The organism is Gryllotalpicola daejeonensis, from assembly GCF_039538145.1.
Lineage (GTDB): Bacteria > Actinomycetota > Actinomycetes > Actinomycetales > Microbacteriaceae > Gryllotalpicola > Gryllotalpicola daejeonensis.
Map to the genome: position 1 here is coordinate 1,591,128 of NZ_BAABBV010000001.1, position 17,900 is coordinate 1,609,027.

The 17,900-nt window shown below is 71.0% G+C and carries 20 protein-coding genes; 9 read left to right on the plus strand and 11 right to left on the minus strand.

Annotated elements, in window-relative coordinates; translation table 11 throughout:
- Positions 1-5: 5 nt before the first annotated feature.
- The gene (locus tag ABD736_RS07925) at positions 6-809 is read right to left on the minus strand and encodes a hypothetical protein (RefSeq protein WP_344791204.1); all 804 of its coding nucleotides are present in this window, start codon (positions 807-809) and stop codon (positions 6-8) included.
- A 52-nt stretch (positions 810-861) separates the two neighbouring features.
- On the opposite strand from ABD736_RS07925, the gene ABD736_RS07930 reads away from it, so the two are divergent.
- From ABD736_RS07930 to ABD736_RS07940, 3 genes are read left to right on the plus strand one after another with little or no spacing between them, the layout of a single operon-like run.
- Entirely contained in the window at positions 862-1,620 is a 759-nt protein-coding gene (locus ABD736_RS07930) for a LamB/YcsF family protein (protein ID WP_344791205.1), read from the plus strand.
- Positions 1,617-2,249, plus strand: a complete 633-nt coding sequence (locus ABD736_RS07935) for a 5-oxoprolinase subunit B family protein (RefSeq protein WP_344791206.1) — start codon at positions 1,617-1,619, stop codon at positions 2,247-2,249. Before ABD736_RS07930 ends, ABD736_RS07935 begins: the two co-directional genes overlap by 4 nt.
- Positions 2,246-3,130, plus strand: a complete 885-nt coding sequence (locus tag ABD736_RS07940) for a 5-oxoprolinase subunit C family protein (RefSeq protein WP_344791207.1) — start codon at positions 2,246-2,248, stop codon at positions 3,128-3,130. The genes ABD736_RS07935 and ABD736_RS07940 overlap by 4 nt, the downstream gene beginning before the upstream one ends.
- Before the next feature lie 31 nt (positions 3,131-3,161).
- Here the strand turns inward: ABD736_RS07940 and ABD736_RS07945 are convergent, their stop codons facing one another.
- Positions 3,162-3,722: a TetR/AcrR family transcriptional regulator gene (locus ABD736_RS07945; RefSeq protein ID WP_344791208.1), complete on the minus strand. Its 561-nt coding sequence runs from the start codon at positions 3,720-3,722 to the stop codon at positions 3,162-3,164.
- A gap of 87 nt (positions 3,723-3,809) precedes the next feature.
- Between ABD736_RS07945 and ABD736_RS07950 the strand changes: the two genes are divergently transcribed.
- Entirely contained in the window at positions 3,810-4,262 is a 453-nt protein-coding gene (locus ABD736_RS07950) for an anthrone oxygenase family protein (RefSeq protein WP_344791209.1), read from the plus strand.
- Positions 4,263-4,280: 18 nt separating this feature from the next.
- Here the strand turns inward: ABD736_RS07950 and ABD736_RS07955 are convergent, their stop codons facing one another.
- Genes ABD736_RS07955 through glmS form a run of 5 tightly spaced genes read right to left on the minus strand, consistent with a single transcriptional unit; the run spans position 4,281 to position 9,277 of the window.
- Positions 4,281-5,339, minus strand: a complete 1,059-nt coding sequence (locus tag ABD736_RS07955; RefSeq protein WP_344791210.1) for a DUF2891 family protein — start codon at positions 5,337-5,339, stop codon at positions 4,281-4,283.
- On the minus strand, positions 5,336-5,818 hold the full coding sequence (gene tsaE, locus ABD736_RS07960) for a tRNA (adenosine(37)-N6)-threonylcarbamoyltransferase complex ATPase subunit type 1 TsaE (protein WP_344791211.1): 483 nt from the start codon (positions 5,816-5,818) through the stop codon (positions 5,336-5,338). The genes ABD736_RS07955 and tsaE overlap by 4 nt, the downstream gene beginning before the upstream one ends.
- The gene (gene alr, locus ABD736_RS07965) at positions 5,811-6,965 is read right to left on the minus strand and encodes an alanine racemase (protein ID WP_344791212.1); all 1,155 of its coding nucleotides are present in this window, start codon (positions 6,963-6,965) and stop codon (positions 5,811-5,813) included. Before alr ends, tsaE begins: the two co-directional genes overlap by 8 nt.
- The gene (locus tag ABD736_RS07970) at positions 6,958-7,407 is read right to left on the minus strand and encodes a holo-ACP synthase (RefSeq protein ID WP_344791213.1); all 450 of its coding nucleotides are present in this window, start codon (positions 7,405-7,407) and stop codon (positions 6,958-6,960) included. Before ABD736_RS07970 ends, alr begins: the two co-directional genes overlap by 8 nt.
- 19 nt (positions 7,408-7,426) lie before the next feature.
- Positions 7,427-9,277, minus strand: a complete 1,851-nt coding sequence (gene glmS, locus ABD736_RS07975) for a glutamine--fructose-6-phosphate transaminase (isomerizing) (RefSeq protein WP_344791214.1) — start codon at positions 9,275-9,277, stop codon at positions 7,427-7,429.
- Positions 9,278-9,368: 91 nt separating this feature from the next.
- Between glmS and coaA the strand changes: the two genes are divergently transcribed.
- Positions 9,369-10,310 carry a type I pantothenate kinase gene (gene coaA / locus ABD736_RS07980; protein ID WP_344791215.1) on the plus strand — a complete coding sequence of 314 codons (942 nt, stop codon included), beginning with the start codon at positions 9,369-9,371 and terminating at the stop codon, positions 10,308-10,310.
- Positions 10,311-10,325: 15 nt separating this feature from the next.
- The gene (locus tag ABD736_RS07985; RefSeq protein WP_344791216.1) at positions 10,326-11,360 is read left to right on the plus strand and encodes a GNAT family N-acetyltransferase; all 1,035 of its coding nucleotides are present in this window, start codon (positions 10,326-10,328) and stop codon (positions 11,358-11,360) included.
- Positions 11,361-11,427: 67 nt separating this feature from the next.
- Here ABD736_RS07985 and glmM read toward each other — a convergent pair whose 3' ends face one another.
- From glmM to rplM, 3 genes are read right to left on the minus strand one after another with little or no spacing between them, the layout of a single operon-like run.
- Complete coding sequence (gene glmM / locus ABD736_RS07990; protein ID WP_344791217.1) at positions 11,428-12,792, minus strand: phosphoglucosamine mutase; 1,365 nt, start codon at positions 12,790-12,792, stop codon at positions 11,428-11,430.
- Between the two features lie 27 nt (positions 12,793-12,819).
- On the minus strand, positions 12,820-13,305 hold the full coding sequence (rpsI, locus tag ABD736_RS07995; protein ID WP_344791218.1) for a 30S ribosomal protein S9: 486 nt from the start codon (positions 13,303-13,305) through the stop codon (positions 12,820-12,822).
- A gap of 33 nt (positions 13,306-13,338) precedes the next feature.
- The gene (gene rplM / locus ABD736_RS08000; RefSeq protein ID WP_344755168.1) at positions 13,339-13,785 is read right to left on the minus strand and encodes a 50S ribosomal protein L13; all 447 of its coding nucleotides are present in this window, start codon (positions 13,783-13,785) and stop codon (positions 13,339-13,341) included.
- Positions 13,786-14,074: 289 nt separating this feature from the next.
- Here rplM and ABD736_RS08005 point away from each other — a divergent pair, with 289 nt between their 5' ends.
- Genes ABD736_RS08005 through ABD736_RS08015 form a run of 3 tightly spaced genes read left to right on the plus strand, consistent with a single transcriptional unit; the run spans position 14,075 to position 17,036 of the window.
- Entirely contained in the window at positions 14,075-14,842 is a 768-nt protein-coding gene (locus tag ABD736_RS08005; protein WP_344791219.1) for an acylneuraminate cytidylyltransferase family protein, read from the plus strand.
- A complete protein-coding gene (locus ABD736_RS08010) occupies positions 14,839-15,711 on the plus strand; it encodes an N-acetylneuraminate synthase family protein (RefSeq protein WP_344791220.1) in 873 nt (290 codons plus the stop codon). Before ABD736_RS08005 ends, ABD736_RS08010 begins: the two co-directional genes overlap by 4 nt.
- 11 nt (positions 15,712-15,722) lie before the next feature.
- On the plus strand, positions 15,723-17,036 hold the full coding sequence (locus ABD736_RS08015; RefSeq protein WP_344791221.1) for a DUF6716 putative glycosyltransferase: 1,314 nt from the start codon (positions 15,723-15,725) through the stop codon (positions 17,034-17,036).
- Here the strand turns inward: ABD736_RS08015 and truA are convergent.
- Positions 17,011-17,883: a tRNA pseudouridine(38-40) synthase TruA gene (gene truA / locus ABD736_RS08020; protein ID WP_344791222.1), complete on the minus strand. Its 873-nt coding sequence runs from the start codon at positions 17,881-17,883 to the stop codon at positions 17,011-17,013. The two genes, ABD736_RS08015 and truA, sit on opposite strands and share 26 nt — an antisense overlap.
- Positions 17,884-17,900 lie beyond the last annotated feature (17 nt).

A 17,900-nucleotide genomic window follows, 5' to 3' on the forward strand; every position in this document is an offset into this window, starting at 1 on the left:
GGCGTTCACTTGGTCGTGAAGACGACCACCTCGTCGTCGGCCTGGTCGTAGACGAACTGCAGCACCTCGCCGCCCTGGAACGCATCGCGGACTGCCTGCGGAAGGTCGGGCGTGATGCGCAGCTGAGCGATCGCGGGAAATGCGCCGCTCTGACACCCGCTCCACGCGAAGTAGCCGTCGTTGCCGGCCTTGGTGAACTGCGCCGGCGGGAAGACGACGAGGCACGGGTCGTCAGAGGACTGCCCGGAGAAGTCCTCGCCCGCCATCGTGATGGCTCGCAGGCCGCCGAGCGCGGCGTAGGCGTGAACCTTGGTGACACTGCTCACGTCCTCGCCGGTGATCTCGCTCGGCACTTTGTAATAGGGGTCGCGAGCGAGCCGGGCGATCTGCACCGCGTCGGGCTCGAGCGGGGCGGTCTGCACGCGTCGGATGAAGACGAGCGACACAACGACGATCGCCGCCGCCACCAGCACGGCGACGGCGATCAGGATGCCTGTGCGGCTGACGGGGCGCGGTGGACGCCGCCGGCCCGGGGCTCCGGTGGGCTCTTCCGAAGCGTCCGGGGGTTCTTCCGCCGCGGCCTCGGGCTCGACCTCTTCCGTGACTGTGGGCGCGGGTCGGGGCCCCGACGCGGCGGGCGCCGACCAAGCATCCCTCGTCAGGTCATCGTCGCCCCCGCGCGCGGCCGCATGCTTCGCCTCGAGTTCGCGCAGCCGAATCATCGCGCGCGCGTCGAGGTGGATGTCTGCCTGCGGGCCGTAGGCGCGCGCCTGCAGCACACGTAGCTCGTCGTCATCGACCTGCGTCACAGCATGGATCCTGCCACCGGCGACCGGCGGGCATGACGACTAGCGTGAAGCCATGGCGACGATCGACCTCAACTGCGACCTCGGCGAAGGTTTCGGCGCGTGGTCGATGGGCGACGATGCGGCCCTGCTCGACGTCGTCACGAGCGCGAACGTCGCCTGCGGCTTTCACGCCGGAGACCCGCAGATCATGCTGGCCACGTGCCGACTCGCCGCCGAGAAGGGTGTCGCGATCGGTGCGCACGTCGCCTACCCCGACCTGCGCGGCTTCGGGCGACGGCCGGTGCCGACGACGCCGGACGAGCTCTTCGCCGATGTCGTCTACCAACTGGGGGCGCTGAGCGCCGCCGCGAGCGCGGCTGGCACCCGCGTTCGCTACGTGAAGCCGCACGGCGCGCTCTACAACGTCGCGGTGCGCGATGCGGCGCAGGCCGATGCGGTCGCCGCGGCCGTCGCTGCCGTCGACCCGGGCCTCGCGGTGCTGGCTCTGCCGGGCTCCGAGCTGCTGCGCGCGGCATCCGATCACGGCCTCGCGCCCATCTCTGAGACGTATGCCGACCGCGCGTTCCAGCCCGACGGCACGCTCGTGCCGCGCGCACACGCCGGCAGCGTGCTGCACGACCCGGCCGAGATCGCGGCGCGGGTCGTGCGCATCGTCACCGAGGGTCGCGTGACCGCGATCGACGGCTCGGAGATCGCCGTCGAGGCACGCTCGGTGTGCGTGCACGGCGACACCCCGGGCGCCGTCGAGATCGCCGCGGGCGTGCGAGCTGAGCTGGTCTCGGCGGGCGTCGAGCTCAGGGCGTTCGCGTGAGCGAGCTCCGCTTCCTGCGCGCGGGCGAGCACGACGTGCTGGTCGAGTGCGCGTCGCTGGCGGACGCCGTCGGCCTGCGCGCGGCTCTCGAGCGCGCCCCGATTGCGGGCGTGACGGATGCCGCGAGCGGCGCCCGCACCGTCATGCTGCACTTCGACCCGGCGGCGGTCACGCGCGAGGCCGTCGTGGCGGCGGTCGCGGCGGTCGCTGGCGACGGCGGCGTGCGCCCGAACGGCACGAACGGGGCCACCGTCGAGATCCCGGTCGTGTACGACGGCGAGGACCTCGCCGACACGGCCGCGCTGCTCGGCCTCTCGGCCGACGAGCTGATCGCCGCACACACGGGGCGCACCTGGGTGTGCGCCTTCGGCGGCTTCGCGCCCGGTTTCGGCTATCTCGTGAGCGACGGCTCGCCGCTCGAGGTGCCGCGCCTCACCACCCCGCGCACGCGCGTCCCCGCCGGCGCCGTCGGGCTCGCAGGCGAGTTCAGCGGCGTCTACCCGCGCGCATCCCCCGGCGGCTGGCGCCTCATCGGCCGCACCGAGCTCGCCATGTGGGATCTCGCGCGCACGCCGCCCGCCCTGCTCACCGCGGGCACGCGCGTGCGTTTCGTGGCGGTCGGCGGATGAGGGCGCTCGAGGTCACCGCGGTCGGGCTGCTCGCGACCGTGCAGGACGAGGGGCGGCACGGATTCCTCGACCAGGGCGTCGGCACGGCGGGCGCCGCCGACCGAGCCTCTGCCGCGCTCGCGACGCGGCTGGTCGCCAATGCGCCGGGTGCCGCCGTGATCGAGGCACTCTTCGGTGGCCTCGGCGTGCGGGCCCACGGCGCGGTCGAGGTGGTCGTCACCGGCGCCTATTGCCCGATCGCCGTCGTCACCGCCTCGGGGCGCACGCACCACCCCGCGATGTACGAGCTGATCGACTTGGGCGACGGTGACGAACTGCGACTCGGCGCACCGAGCGCAGGGCTGCGCGCCTACCTCGCGGTGCGCGGCGGCGTCGACGTGCCCCCGGTGCTCGGAAGCCGGTCATTCGACACGCTTGCAGGAATCGGCCCCGCGCCGCTCGCACCGGGCGACGTACTGCCCGTCGGCGATGAGACCGCCGGCGACCCGGTGCTCGACGCAGTCGCCCCGCCGTGGGGCGAGTCCGGTGTCTCGCAGGGCGTCGTGCTCGATGCGTGGCTCGGCCCGCGCGACGACTGGTTCACCGGCGACGCGCTGCGACTGCTGCGCACCGGCGTCTTCACGGTGACGCCGGCGTCGGACCGCGTCGGCGTGCGCCTCGAAGGGCCCGCGCCGCTCGAACGAGCGAACACGAGCGAGCTGCCGAGCGAGCCCATGGCGCTCGGCTCCCTGCAGGTGCCGGCGTCGGGGCATCCGATCATCTTCCTGGCCGACCACCCGGTCACCGGCGGCTACCCGGTGATCGCGGTGCTCACCGACGCCTCCATCGACCGCGCCGCGCAGCTGACCCCGGGTCAGCTGGTGCGCTTCCGCGTGCGCTGACGCGAACAGCGTCGACGCCCTACGTCGACCTTCAGTCGGCGAACCGAGCGGCCAGCTCGCGGATGCGTTGCTGCCTGTGCTCCGGACGCATGCGCCCTGCACCTTCGAGCAGGCTGATGCCGTGCAAGGCGCCCCAGAACACCTCGGTCGTCGAGCCGTCTGCGCCGTCACCGAGCGCGCGGGTGAGCGCGTCGAACCCGGCGCGCAGCTCGGCCTCGCTGTCATCGCTCGCGAACCGCGCGTCGATCGGCAGCACGAACATCGCCTCGTACAGCGAGGGGTGCGCCGCGGCGAAGTCGAGATAGGCGGTCGCCACCGCCTCGACCGCGCGCCGCCCGCTCTTTCGGTCCACCGCCTTGTTGAAGAGCGCGGTCAGCTCGGCGAAGCCCTCGAGTGCCACCGCGCGCATGATCTCGGCCTTCCCGCCCGGAAAGTGGCCGTAGAGCACGGGCTGCGTGTAGCCGATCGCATCGGCGAGGTGACGGGTCGTGACGGCCTCCCACCCCGCGGCGTCGGCGCGTGCGCGCGCGGCGTCGAGGATCTGCCGGCGCCGCTCGGCGTTGCGCGCCTGCCTGGCATCGTTGCCTGCCATCGGACTCCTCCCTTGCGGTAGCGACCTCACGCGGATATCTTAGCATCGCTAGGATTTCTAGCACCGCTAGGTATGGAGACAGTCCGCATGCTCACCGCACTCGCCGTCGCCACCGCGACCGTCGTCGGCCTCATGGTCGGCGTCGAGTTCGCCGTCGCGTTCGTCCTGAACCCGATCCTTTTCCGCCTGCCGGTCGGACCATCGCTCGACGCGCAGGCCGACGGCGCGCGCGTGCTCGGCCGGGCCATGCCCGTCTGGTACATCGCCTCGCTCGTCCTGACCGTCACGCTCGCGGTCTTCACCTGGGGCAGCGCGTCAGCACGGGCATCCGTCATCGCCGCCGTGCTCTTCGTCATCAGTGTCGTGCTGTCGCTCGCCCTGCTCGTGCCGATCAACAGCCGCGCCCAGCGCTGGAGCGCCGACGACCACCCGGCCGACTGGCGCGAGCAGGCGCAGCGCTGGAACAGACTGCACTACCTGCGGGTTGTGCTCATCGTCGTCGGATTCGTGTTCGTCCTCGTCGCGGTCGCGGGAAGCTGAGGTCGCCCCCACGGCGCCTCAGCCGCGCAGCGCCTCGAACGCGTCCCACGCGAAGGTCGCGAGCCAGTGCGACGACATGAACTCATCGGACACCGCGGCCTCGATGCCCGCCGGCAGCAGCCGCGGCGCCGCTCCCTCGAGCAACTCGATCAGCTCGGCGACGCGGCCCTTGTTGCCGAGCCCGAGCTGGCCGCCGACGCCGTTCGAGCGCAGCGTCACCGCCACGCGCGATGCCGCCGCCGACGTCGACAGCCCAAGGCCGAAGAGATGCACCTGCTGCCCGTCGTGCGCATCGAGAACGGATGCCTGCCCCAGCACGCCCGCATCAGAGGACAGCTCCGAGAAGAATCCGATCGCCCACTCGCTGAACTCGTCGGCGCCGAGCGCCGCCGCCATCAGCTCGGCCTCGGCGAAGCCGGGCGAGAGGAAGTCCTGCCCGCTGCGCTCCCACGCGAACGGCCAGCCGGCATCGCGCAGGAACCAGCGCCGCGCGGCATCCGTCACGGCCTGCGCGACGTCGTCGCGACCGAGCGCACGGGCCGCCTGCAGCGCATGCCGCAGCCCGAACGCCGAGTTGCTGTGCACACCGTGCCGCACCGGCTCGGGCGCACGGGCGACCCAGCTGAGCACGTGCTCGAAGATGACGTCGGCGAGCGGCGCGAACCCGGGCGCGAGAGTCGCGACGACGGGCACGCGAGAACCTGAGACGGACGCCGCGAGCGACAGCGCCCACGCCCAGCCGTACGGCCGCTCGTACAGCGGGTGGGCGCGCAGATAGTCGGCTTCGACGGCCAGGTTGTCGGCGCTGAGGTTCGCCGACAGCGACGCGGCCAGACGATCGGCGAGCGGGAACGACACGCCGAACTCGAGCAGCCGCGTCGCGAGCCAGTGCATGTGCACGCTCGAGTGCCAGTCGTACGAGGTGGCGAAGGCCGGGTGCAGCTCGACCGGCAGCGCGCGGTCATCCGGCCCGCTGGTCGTGTGGTGCGCGGCATACGGATACGGCTGGGCGAAGTTGTCGAGCACGACCTGCGCGAAGCGGTCGGCGTGCACTGCGCGCAGCGCTGCGGCGGTCACGTCGTCTCCCATCTGGGCCCGAAGCCCTCGATCGTCACGGTGCGCGGCTCCTCGGGCGCGTCGGCCGGGTCGAATTCCTCACCGGCGCCTTCCGGCCGCGCGATCACGACCTCGAGCCACGACCCGGTCGCCGACTCGGACTCGATCAGCCCGTGCCCCCACTCGGCCACCACGACCGAGTTCTCGTAGTCGATGTCGAGGTCGTCGAGCTCGACGGCGTTGCCGAGGCGGTAGGCGTCCACGTGCACCAGGTCGGGGCCCGCGCCGAGCGCGGGGTGCGTGCGCGCGAGCACGAAGGTCGGCGAGGTGATGGGTCCGCGCACGTTGAGCGCCTCGCCGATCCCGCGCGTGAGCGTCGTCTTCCCCGCCCCGAGCGGACCGGTCAGCACGACCAGGTCGCCCGCGCGCAGCTGCGCCCCCAGCTCGCGCCCCAGCGCTTCCATCTCGTCGGTGCCGGCGACGGTGCGTGTTTCAGTCATCGGCGAGGTCCCCCACATACCGCCGCTTCGTGCGGCCGCCGACGCGCGTCACGATCTCCCAGTTGATGGTGTCGGATGCCTCGGCCCAGTCCTCCGCCGTCGGGAATCCCTGGCGCCCGTCACCGAACAGCACCACGGGGTCACCGACCGCCGCCGGTACGTCGCCCACGTCGACCACGAACTGGTCCATCGCCACGCGCCCCGCAATGCGGTGCACGCCGCCGGCCGCCCAGACAGGCCCGCGGCCGGAGGCCGCGCGCGCGATTCCGTCGCCGTAGCCGAACGGCACGAGCGCGAGCGTCGTCTCGCGCTCGGTCGTGTAGGTGTAGTCGTACGACACCGACGTCCCCGCCGGCACGCGCTTCACGTTCGCGAGCCGTCCCCGCAGCGTCATCGCGGGCCGAAGTCCGAGCTCGCGTGCGCGCGCGACCTCCTGCGTGGGCGCGAGCCCGTAGATCGCGAGGCCGATGCGCACGCAGTTGTAGCGCGCATCGGGCTGGCGAAGCGCCGCAGCGGATGCCGCCGCGTGCACGAGCCCCGGCGCGAGGCCGGCCTCGCGCGCCGCAGCCACGCCCTCGTCGAACAGGTCGAGGCAGTCGACGTCGTCCTGCAGCGTCGCGTTCGACAGGTGGGTGAAGACGCCGTCGACACGCACCTGCGCGGTCTGCTCGAACGCCGCGGCGAGTTCGAACGCCTCGCGCCAGTCCGCCCGCGGCAGGCCGTTGCGCGACAGCCCGGTGTCGAGTTTGAACTGAACGGATGCCTGCACCGGGCCGCGCACGGCCGCATCGGCCACCGCGCGCAGCTGCGGCAGGGTCGAGACGCCGATCGACACCTCGGCGGAAATCGCCTCGTCGAAGGTCTCGCCCGGGTCGTGCAGCCACGCCACGATGGGCGCGTCGATGCCCGCCGCCCGCAGCTCGAGCGCCTCCTCGATGGCCGCGACGCCGAGCCAGTCGGCTCCTCCGGCGAGCGCAGCGCGCGCGGTCTGCACCGCGCCGTGGCCGTAGCCGTTCGCCTTCACGACCGCGATGAAGTGCTCGGTGCCGGTGAGTTCACGCAGCACCCGCACGTTGGACGTGATCGCGTCGAGGTCGATGAGCGCCTCGCGGAAGCCGGCCTCTTCCAGGTCGCGCGGGTCAGACATCCGATACTCCCGAGTCGCCCGCGTTCGCGGCCGCAGCGGCGTCGCCCCTCGATGCCGGTGTGGCCCCCACCACAGCACCGCCCACCGGGCCATCGCCCTCCGCGACCACGAACGCGGCTGCCACGCCGCCGTCGTGCGTGAGCGACAGGTGCAGGCGCGCCACGCCGTGCGACGCGACCACCTCGGCCACGCCGCCGTGCAGGCGGAACCCGGGGTCGCCGTGCTCGTCGGGAACGACCTCGATGTCGCTCCACACGATGCCGTCCGAGCGGCCGAGCGCCTTGATCAGCGCCTCTTTCGCGGCGAAGCGCGCGGCCAGCGAGTGCACCGGAAGGCCGCGTTCGCTCTCGGCGAACAGCCTCTCGACGAGGCGCGGGGTGGCCTCGAGCTTCTGCGCGAAGCGCTCGAGCCCGACGACGTCCACGCCGATTCCGGTGATCATCGTGCCGCCGCTGCGCCCGCTATTCGACCGTGACGGACTTGGCCAGGTTGCGCGGCTGGTCGACGTCGAGGCCCTTGGCTGCGGCGAGTTCCATCGCGAAGATCTGCAGCGGAACGACCGCGATCAGCGGCTCGAAGAACTTGCCCGCGAGCGGCAGAGCGATGACCTCGTCGGCGAACGGCAGCACGGCGGCATCCGCCTGCTCCGCGATCGCGATCACGCGGGCGCCGCGGGCGCGGATCTCCTGGATGTTCGAGATCACCTTGCGGTGCATCTCTTCAGAGTGACGCGGGCTCGGCACGACCACGAACACGGGAAGGCCGGGCTCGATCAGCGCGATCGGGCCGTGCTTCAGCTCGCCGGCGGCGAAGCCCTCCGCGTGGATGTACGCGAGCTCCTTGAGCTTGAGCGCACCCTCGAGCGCGATCGGGTAGCCCACGTGGCGGCCGAGGAACAGCACCGCGGAGGTGCCGCCCATCCAGTGCGCGAGCTCCTTGATGCGGTCGTGCTCGCCGATCGCGAACTGGATCTTCTCAGGCACGGCGGCGAGCTCGTCGATCAGGGCGCGGCGGTCGGCCTCGCTCAGCGTGCCCTTGGCTCGGGCGAGCTGCAGGCCGAGCAGGTAGAGGGCCGTGATCTGCGCGACGAACGCCTTGGTCGACGCGACCGCGACCTCAGGGCCGGCGTGCGTGTACAGCGCGGCGTCCGACTCGCGCGGAATCGTGGCGCCCTGCGTGTTGCAGATCGAGATCGTGCGCGCGCCGAGCTCACGGGCGTACTTGACGGCCATCAGCGTGTCCATCGTCTCGCCCGACTGGCTGATCGAGACGACGAGCGTGTTCGGCCCGACGATCGGGTCGCGGTAGCGGAACTCGTGGGCGAGCTGCACGTCGACCGGTACCCGCGCCCACGCCTCGATGGCATAGGTGCCGACCTGGCCTGCGTACGATGCGGTTCCCGCGGCGACCACGATGATGCGGTCGATGTCGCGCAGCACCTCGTCGCCGAGCGCCTCGAGCTCGGGAACCAGCACGTCGCCGTCCTGGATGCGCTCACGCAGGGTGTTCGCGACCGCGTCGGGCTCTTCGGTGATCTCCTTCAGCATGAAGCTCGACCAGCCGCCCTTGTCGGCGGCCGACGCGTCCCACTGCACCTCGAACGGCTCGAACGGCACCGGGTTCCCGGCGAAGTCGGTCACCGTCACCTCGTCGGGCGTGATGACGACCATCTCGTCCTGGCCGATCGCGACGGCGCGGCGGGTGAACTCGATGAAGGCGGCGACGTCGCTGCCGAGGAAGTTCTCACCCTCGCCGAGGCCGATCACGAGCGGCGAGTTGCGGCGCGCGGCGACCACGACACCCGGCTCGTCCTCGTGGACGGCGAGCAGCGTGAAGGCGCCGTGCAGGCGCCCGAGGACGTTGCGGAAGGCTGTGCGCAGGTCGCGGGTGCGGGCGTATTCCACGCCGAGCAGCTTCGCGGCGACCTCGGTGTCGGTCTCGGAGTCGAACACGACGCCCTCGGCGAGCAGTTCGGTCTTCAGATCGTGGAAGTTCTCGATGATGCCGTTGTGGATGAGGGCGAGCTTGCCGTCGTCGCCCAGGTGCGGGTGGGCGTTCTGGTCGGTGGGTCCGCCGTGGGTCGCCCAGCGGGTATGGCCGATGCCGGTCGTTCCGGGTGCGAGCGGGTGCTCACCGAGCTCACCCTGCAGGGCGCTCAGCTTTCCGGCCTTCTTCGCGGTGTGCAGCCCGCCGTCTTCGCCGATGACCGCGACGCCCGCCGAGTCATACCCGCGGTACTCGAGGCGCTTCAGTCCACCGAGCAGCACGCCGACCGAGTCGCGCGTGCCAACGTATCCGACGATTCCACACATGGGGGCAAGTCTAGGAGAGCGCGGCTGAGCGACCGCACGCCTCGGGGTGGCGCCCCGCAGGCATCCCTCGCCGCCCTTAAACTTGTGCACCATGACTGACAACGGCGCCACGGGTGCTCTGACGCCGTTCGTCGAACTCGACCGCGCCGACTGGTCAGAGCTCGCGCGCAGCACGCCGCAGCCCCTGTCCGAGACCGAGATCGTGCAGCTGCGCGGCCTCGGCGACGTGCTCGACATGCGCGAGGTCGCAGAGGTATACCTGCCGCTGTCGCGCCTGCTGAACCTCTATGCAGCCGGAACCCAGCACCTGCACCGCGCGACCAGCGACTTCCTCGGCGAGCGCGCCGCGCGCACGCCGTTCGTGATCGGCGTCGCAGGGTCGGTGGCGGTCGGCAAATCGACGGTCTCGCGCCTGCTGCGCGAGCTGCTCAGCCGCTGGGACAACACGCCCCGCGTCGAGCTGATCACGACCGACGGGTTCCTCTACCCCAACGCCGAGCTCGAGCGGCGCGGCCTCATGGGCCGCAAGGGGTTCCCGGAGTCCTACGATCGCCGCGCGCTGATGCGCTTCGTCACCGACGTGAAGTCTGGCGTGCCCGAAGTGCGCGCGCCGTTCTACTCGCACCTGAGCTACGACATCATCCCGGATGCCCAGGTGATCGTGCGCCAGCCCGACATCCTCATCGTCGAGGGCCTGAACGTGCTGCAGTCCCCCGCGGCAGGCAGCCTCGCCATCAGCGACCTGTTCGACTTCTCGGTCTACGTCGACGCTGCGACCAGCTCCATCGAGCACTGGTACGTCGAGCGCTTCCTGAAGCTGCAGCAGGGCGCGTTCGCGAACCCCCAGTCGTACTTCCACCGCTTCGCAGGGCTGAGCCGCGACGAGGCCGTCGCCGTCGCGCACGAGATCTGGAAGTCGATCAACGAACCGAACCTCATCCAGAACGTGCGCCCGACCCGCAGCCGGGCCAAGCTCGTGCTGCGCAAGAGCCCCGAGCACAAGGTGTCCTCGGTTCTGCTTCGCAAGCTGTAGTGCAAAGGTAGAGCCGTGACCGATCTGAGCCCGCTCAGCGAGCGCGTCGAGGCGCCGCACCGGCTCGCCCTGCCGATCCACCCCGACGTGGCGGTGTGGCGACCGCTGACGCTCGCCGATGTCGACGCGGTCACCGAGCTGCAGCAGGCGGCCGACAAGGTCGACCATCCCAGCTGGACGACGCCCCGCGAGGACATCGATGAGGACCTGTCGCGCAGTTTCGTGGACCTTGCGCGCGATTCCCTGGCCGGGTTCGATGATGACGGGCGGATGCTCGCCTGGGGCCTCAACGTCAGCCCGCCGCACCCCGAGACGCTGGTCAGGGTGCTGCTGCACGGCACGACTCATCCCGACGCACGCGGCGCGGGCATCGGCCGGCAGCTGTTGCAGTGGCAGCGCGGGCGGGCACAGCAGATGCTCGCGGGCTCAGACCTGCCGCTGCCCGGATCGATCATGCAGTACCTCTCGGCAGACAACCTGCCCGGCATCCGGCTCGCCGAGCTGCTCGGCTTCCACGCCGGGCGGTACTTCGCCACGCTCACCCGCGACCTCGCAGAGCCCCTTCCCGAGGTCGCCGACCCCGAGGGCCTCACGATCGTGCCATGGCGCGACGAGCTCTCGTCGGCCGTGCGCGATGCGAAGAACGAGGCGTTCCGCGACCACTGGGGCAGCCAGCCGACCTCTGCAGAGGCATGGCAGAACGTCGCGGGTGGCGAGTTCTTCCGCCCCGACTTGTCGTTCCTTGCACTCGCAGAGGATGGGGAGTCGGTCGCCGGACTCGTCATCACCAGCGTGCTCGAGCACGACTGGCCACACCAGGGCTACACCAGCTCATACGTCGAGCTCGTCGGGGTGCGTCGCGCCTGGCGCGGGCGCAGCATCGCCCCCGCCCTGCTCGCACGCACTCTGGCGGCGAGCAAGGCCGCGGGGCTCGAGCGCGTCGTGCTCGACGTCGACACGGAGAACCCGACGGGCGCTGTCGGCATCTACACCGGGCTCGGCTTCACCCCTGACGAGAACCGCCAGGTCGCCATGCTGCTCGCGTACTGAGCCGCCGGTCGACTCGGCGAACGCTCCTGCGCTGGTCGACTCGGCGGAGCCGAATGGAGACCGGAACCTAGACCGCCAGCTCGCTCTTCACGACGTCCGCGAGCCGCTGCGCGTACGCCAGCGCGGTCTCGTCATCGGCGGCCTCGACCATGACGCGGATCATCGGCTCAGTGCCGCTCGGGCGCAGCACGACGCGACCGGTCTCGCCGAGCTCCTCCTCGACGGCGGCGACGGCGGCAGCGATGACCTCGTTGCCCTTCAGCCGATCGCGGTCGACACCACGCACGTTCACGAGCTCCTGCGGGAACACCGTCATGACGGAGGCCAACTCGGCGAGCGTCTTGCCCGTGCGCGCCATCTCAGACAGCAGCGTGAGGCCCGTCAGCGCGCCGTCACCGGTCGTGGCGAAGTCCGAGAGGATGACGTGGCCGGACTGCTCGCCGCCCACCGAGTACCCCTTGGCGTTGATCTCTTCCAGCACGTAGCGGTCGCCGACGGCGGTGGTGACGACCTCGATGCCGTGCGCCGCCATGCAGCGGTGCAGGCCGAGATTGCTCATCACGGTCGCGACGAGGGTGTTCTTCGCGAGCTTGCCGCGGTCCTTCAGCGACAGTGCCAGGATCGCCATGATCTGGTCGCCCGAGACCTCGTTGCCGTTGGCATCGACAGCCAGGCAGCGGTCGGCGTCGCCGTCGTGGGCGATACCGACGTCGGCGCCCGCCTCGAGCACGGCGCGCTTCAGATTGTCGATGTGCGTCGAGCCGACGCCGTCGTTGATGTTCAGGCCGTCGGGGTCGGCGCCGATGAGGGTCACCTTGGCGCCGGCGAGCGTGAATGCCTCGGGCGAGGTGCCTGCTGCGGCGCCGTTGGCCGTGTCGAGCACGACGTGGATGCCGTCGAGGCGGTGCGGCAGCGACTCGATGAGGTGCACGACATAGCGGTCCTCAGCGTCGGCGAACCGGCGGATGCGGCCGACGTCGCCGCCGGTCGGGGTCCACTTCGGCTGCGTGAGCGCCGCCTCGATGCGGTCTTCGACCACGTCGGGCAGCTTGGTGCCGCCGCGCGCGAAGATCTTGATGCCGTTGTCGGGCGCGGGGTTGTGCGACGCCGAGATCATCACGCCGAAGTCGGCGCCGATGTCGGCGATGAGGAAGGCCGCCGCGGGGGTCGGGATCACGCCGGCGTCGAGAACGTCGACGCCGGAGGAGGCCAACCCGGCCGCGACGGCCGAGACGAGGAATTCGCCGGAGATGCGGGGGTCGCGTGCGACCACCGCAGTGGGGCGCTTACCTGCAGAGCGCCGGGCATCGGCCTCACGGCCGGTGCCCAGCACGATCGCCGCCGCCTGAGCGACTCTCAGGGCCAGTTCGGCCGTGAGCACTTCACCGTTCGCGAGACCGCGAACGCCGTCTGTTCCGAAGAGGCGGGGCATTGCAGAGCGCCTACGGTTCCCGGGCGCTTAGCGCTTCGAGAACTGCGAGGCCTTGCGGGCCTTCTTGAGACCGGCCTTCTTGCGCTCGGTGACGCGGGCGTCACGAGTGAGGAAGCCGGCCTTCTTCAGCGCAGCGCGGTTGTTCTCGCGGTCGATCTCGTTGAGCGCGCGAGCGATGGCGAGACGCAGGGCGCCTGCCTGGCCCGAGGGGCCGCCGCCGGTGATGCGGGCGACGACGTCGTACGAGCCGACGAGGTCGAGCACCTTGAACGGGTCGGTGATCAGCTGCTGGTGCAGCTTGTTGGGGAAGTAGTCCGCGAACTCGCGGCCGTTCACCGTGATGGTGCCGGCGCCGGGGATGAGGCGCACGCGGGCGATGGCCTCCTTGCGGCGGCCGACAGCAGCACCGGGGACGCTCAGCACGGGACGGGGGGTCGCGGCGGCCTCGGGGGCCGCGCTCTCGGTCGTGAAGCTCTCGGGAGCCTCGTCGATCTGGTCAGCGATCTTTGCCACTTGATTCAGTCCTTAAAGTCTTTGTTCCGGCGCTTACTGGGCGACCTGCGGGAAGGTGTACGGCTTGGGCTGCTGGGCCGCGTGCGGGTGGACGTCACCCGTGTAGACCTTGAGCTTGCCCAGCTGCTGACGGCCGAGCGAGTTCTTCGGCAGCATGCCGCGGATCGCCTTCTCGACGGCGCGGACCGGGTTCTTCTCAAGCAGCTCGGCGTAGCCGACGGCCTTCAGGCCGCCCGGGTAGCCGGAGTGGCGGTACGCCTTCTTCTGCAGGGCCTTCTGGCCGGTGAGCGCGACCTTGTCTGCGTTGATGATGATGACGAAGTCGCCCGTGTCGATGTGCGGGGCGAACGTCGGCTTGTTCTTGCCGCGGAGGATGGCGGCGGCGTGGCTGGCCAGACGGCCGAGAACCACATCGGTGGCGTCGATGACGACCCAGTCGCGCTGGATCTCGCCGGCCTTGGGGGTATAGGTGCGCGTCACAGTAGTAACTGCTTTCTGTCGGAGTTGGATGGTCGTGAATCCCGCTCCCTTAGGCGGTTGCACCCGGATCGGATGGAACAGCACAGGTGGAGGGCTCAACTTCGGGTGCGTGCGCAGGCACACGGCACCAAAGATCAATTCTACGTGAGGCCGGGGATGCTGGCAAACCGGCCGCCCCCTCTGAGCGGGGCGGCCACCACCCGCGCGGCCCCGAGTGTTAACTTCCCGGCCACCGGAGAGGTCGACTTCCGTTCACCAAGGGCGACCGGCCCCGATCTAGCTTGACGACATGCACCGCCCCGAGAGCGGACGCGTCTCAGGACGCGGCCAGACCGTCGTCGCCGTGATTCCCGCCAGGGCCGGCTCTCGCGGCATCCCCGACAAGAACGTGCAGCCGGTCGGCGGCGTCCCGCTCATCGCCCGCGCGGTCGCCTCTGCACGTGCCGCTGAACTGATCGACGTCGTCGCGGTCTCGACCGACGGAGCAGCCATCGCCGCCGCCGCACGCGATGCCGGGGCAGAGATCATCGACCGGCCGGCGCAGCTCGCGAGCGACACGGCGACGAGCGAAGCCGCTCTGCTGCACGCCCTCGACGAGCTCGACGCCCGCGGCATCCGCGCCGATGTCCTCGTCTTCATCCAGGCGACGAGCCCCTTCATCGCACCCGAAGACCTCGACTTCGCCATCACGCGCATCCTCGCCGACGAGAGCGACGTCGTGCTCGCGGCCGCAGAGTCGCACGCGTTCCTCTGGCGCATGACGGAAGCGGGCGCAGAGGCCATCAACCACGACGCATCCTTCCGTCCCCGCCGACAGGACCGCGAGCCGCAGTATGTCGAGACGGGCGCGTTCTACGTCATGCGCGTCGACGGATTCCGCAGGGCGCGTTTCCGCTTCTTCGGCCGCATCGGCATCGCCGTGACCGACGAGCGCCACTCCATCGAGATCGACACCCCCGACCAGCTCGCCCTCGCGGACGCGCTGGCCCGCCAGGACCTCGCCGGAATCGGCGCCTCACGCAACCCAGCCCTCAGCACCACGAAAGGCCAATCATGACCGTTCACATCGGCGAGCACGCCATCGGCCCCGACCAGCCCGTCTACGTCATCGGCGAGATCGGCCTGAACCACAACGGCGACGTCGAGATCGCCAAGCAGCTCATCGACGTCGCGGCGGACGCGGGCGCACAGGCCGTCAAGTTCCAGAAGCGCACGCCCGAGATCTCGACCCCCGAGCACATGAAGAACACCCCGCGCTCGACGCCGTGGGGCGACATGACCTACCTCGAATACCGCTACCGGGTCGAGTTCTCGCGCGAGCAGTACATCGAGATCGGCGACCACGCCACGCTGCGCGGCCTCGACTGGTTCGCCTCCCCGTGGGACGTGCCCTCCGTCGACTTCCTCGAGGACCTCAACGTATGCGCCTACAAGGTCGCCTCGGCCTCGGTCACCGACCTCGAGCTGCTCGACGCGATGGCCGCCACCGGCAAGCCGGTGATCCTCTCGACCGGCATGTCGACCCTCGACGAGATCGACGCAGCGGTCGCACGCTTCGACCGCGAGAAGCTCGTGCTGCTGCACGCGACGTCGACCTACCCGCTGCCCGCGAACGAGGCGAACCTGCGCATGATCCACTCGCTCGGCGAGCGCTACCCCGGCATTCCGGTCGGGTACTCGGGCCACGAGCCCGGCCTGCAGATCTCGATCGCAGCCGTCGCCCTCGGCGCCGTCGCCGTCGAGCGCCACATCACACTCGACCGCACGATGTGGGGCTCCGACCACGCCGCGTCGCTCGAGCCACACGGCCTGCAGAACCTGGTGCGCGACATCCGCATCATCGAGCAGGCGATGGGCGACGGCGTGAAGCGCGTCTTCCCCGGCGAAGAGGCGCCCAAGGCCAAGCTGCGTCGGGTCGGCGCGTAAGGGGCGCCAGCGTGCCCCGCAAGATCCTCGGCGTCATCGACTCCGATTCCTACGCGAAGTGGGGCGCGTCGCTGCTGGCGCACCTCGGTGATGAGTGGACGGTCGAGCTGGTCACGGTCGAGTCGCGGCTGGCCGCGAGCGACGCGCAGCTCGCGTTCGCGCTCGCCGGCACGGGCTTCACCACGGATGCCGCACCCTGCGCGTCCCTGGCAGAGATCATCGACAGGCTGAACCGCGACGGGCACGACGCCGTCTTCGTCTCGACGAGCGGCGCCGTGTCGGAAGCGGTCATCACCGAGATCACGCAGCGCGTGCACCCGCGGCCGGTGATCATGACCGGCTTGCCGGGCATCTCGACGCCGCCGAAGTACAAGGGGCTGTTCCGCAGGGCGCAGGCCGACCTCTTCGTCTTGCACAGCCATCGCGAGATCCGCGAGCACAACGAGCTGACGAGACAGCGCGGCGTGCCGCACAACTTCGTGCTCGCGACGCTGCCGTTCCTGGATCAGCACGAGGCGGTGCCCGAGTGGTCCGGCGAGCGCGACAGCATCGTGTTCGCCGCGCAGCCGGGTGTGCCGCACACCCTCGCCGACCGGCGCGCAATCGTCGGGTGGCTCGTGCAGACGGCACTGGCCCACCCCGAGCTGCGCGTCGTGATCAAGGTGCGGGCGCAGGCCGGCGAGCGGCAGACGCATCGCGAGAGGCATCCGTATGTCGACCTCGTTCCGGCGAATGCGCCGGCCAACCTGGTCGTCGAGGGCGGATCGATGCTGTCGCATCTCGCACGTGCCGTCGGCTTCCTCACCGTGAGCTCGACCGCGGCCATCGAGGCGATCGCCGCCGGCGTGCCGTGCCTCGTGCTCAGCGACTTCGGCGTGAGCGGCGAGCTGATCAACACGGTGTTCGTCGGCAGCGGTCTGCTCGGCTCGTCGCGTGAGCTCATCGCCGCGCGGTTCCGCCAGGTGGACCCCGCCTGGCGCGCCGACAACTACTTCCACCCGGCCGAGGACAACGACTGGCAGTCGCAGCTCGAGATAATGGCGGGGCTGCGCGACGCGGGCCTGCTGCCCGAGCGCCCGGCCAAGCGGCGCAGCCGCGGCGGGGCGCTGCGCCGCGCGTGGGATCGCAAGCGCGCCTTCGGCCCGTACGACCGCACCGCGATCGGCTATCTCGCCGCGCTGATCGGCTACCCGGTGCTCACCGCGCGCCGTGCGGCTGCCGCGCTGCGCAAGCCCGCGCCCGCCGCGCCGTACGTCGACGAGACGGGCTCCGGTCAGGGCACCCGCGGCGACGCGGCGGCTACAGCTCCCGTCGCGCGCGGGTAGCCTCGGCCCGCGCCCCGAGCTCGTCGTCGGGCGGGTAGCCGACCTCGGTCAGCGTCAGCCCCTTGGCCGGCATCACCTTGAACGCGCTCGTGCGGGCGCCCACCTCGAGGATCAAAGCGAGATCGGATGCCTCGAGCTTGCCCTCCCCCACGGCGACGCACCCGCCCACGAGCGCCCGCACCATGCTGTGGCAGAACGCGTCGGCCTGCAGCGAGGCGATCAGCACCCCGGCTTCGTCGCGACGCCACCCGAAGTTCTGCAGCGTGCGGATCGTGGTCGCCCCCTCGCGCGGCTTGCAGTACGCCGCGAAGTCGTGCAGGCCGAGCAGGCTCTGCGCGCCGCGGTGCATCGCGTCGGCGTCGAGGGGCGTCGGCCACCACACCGTGCGGTGACGCTGGCCGGGGTCCCTCGTGTCGATGCGGTCGCTGACGCGGTACTCGTAGCGGCGCCAGACCGCCGAGAAGCGCGCGTCGAACCCCTCGGGGGCAACGCAGCCCCGCTTCACCACCACGTCCGTGTTCGAGCCGAGGATGCCGTTCAGCCGGTACGCGAGCGCCGCCCCGGCGTCAGGGGGCGCGCCCTGCGGCAGCCGCACATTGCGCAGCGCGTTGACCTGGTCGTGGTCGAGGTCGAGGTGCACCACCTGGTCGGCCGCGTGCACGCCGGCATCCGTTCGCCCCGCGACGACCAGCGTCGGCGCGGGCGGCGTGCGCCGGAACAGGGTCGCGAGCGCGTCCTCGAGCACGCCCTGAACGGTGCGCAGCCTCGGCTGCCTCGCCCAGCCGCTGAAGCCGGTGCCGTCGTAGGCGACGTCGAGCCGGATACGGATCGGGGTGGCGGCGCTCATCGCCTCAAGCGTATCGA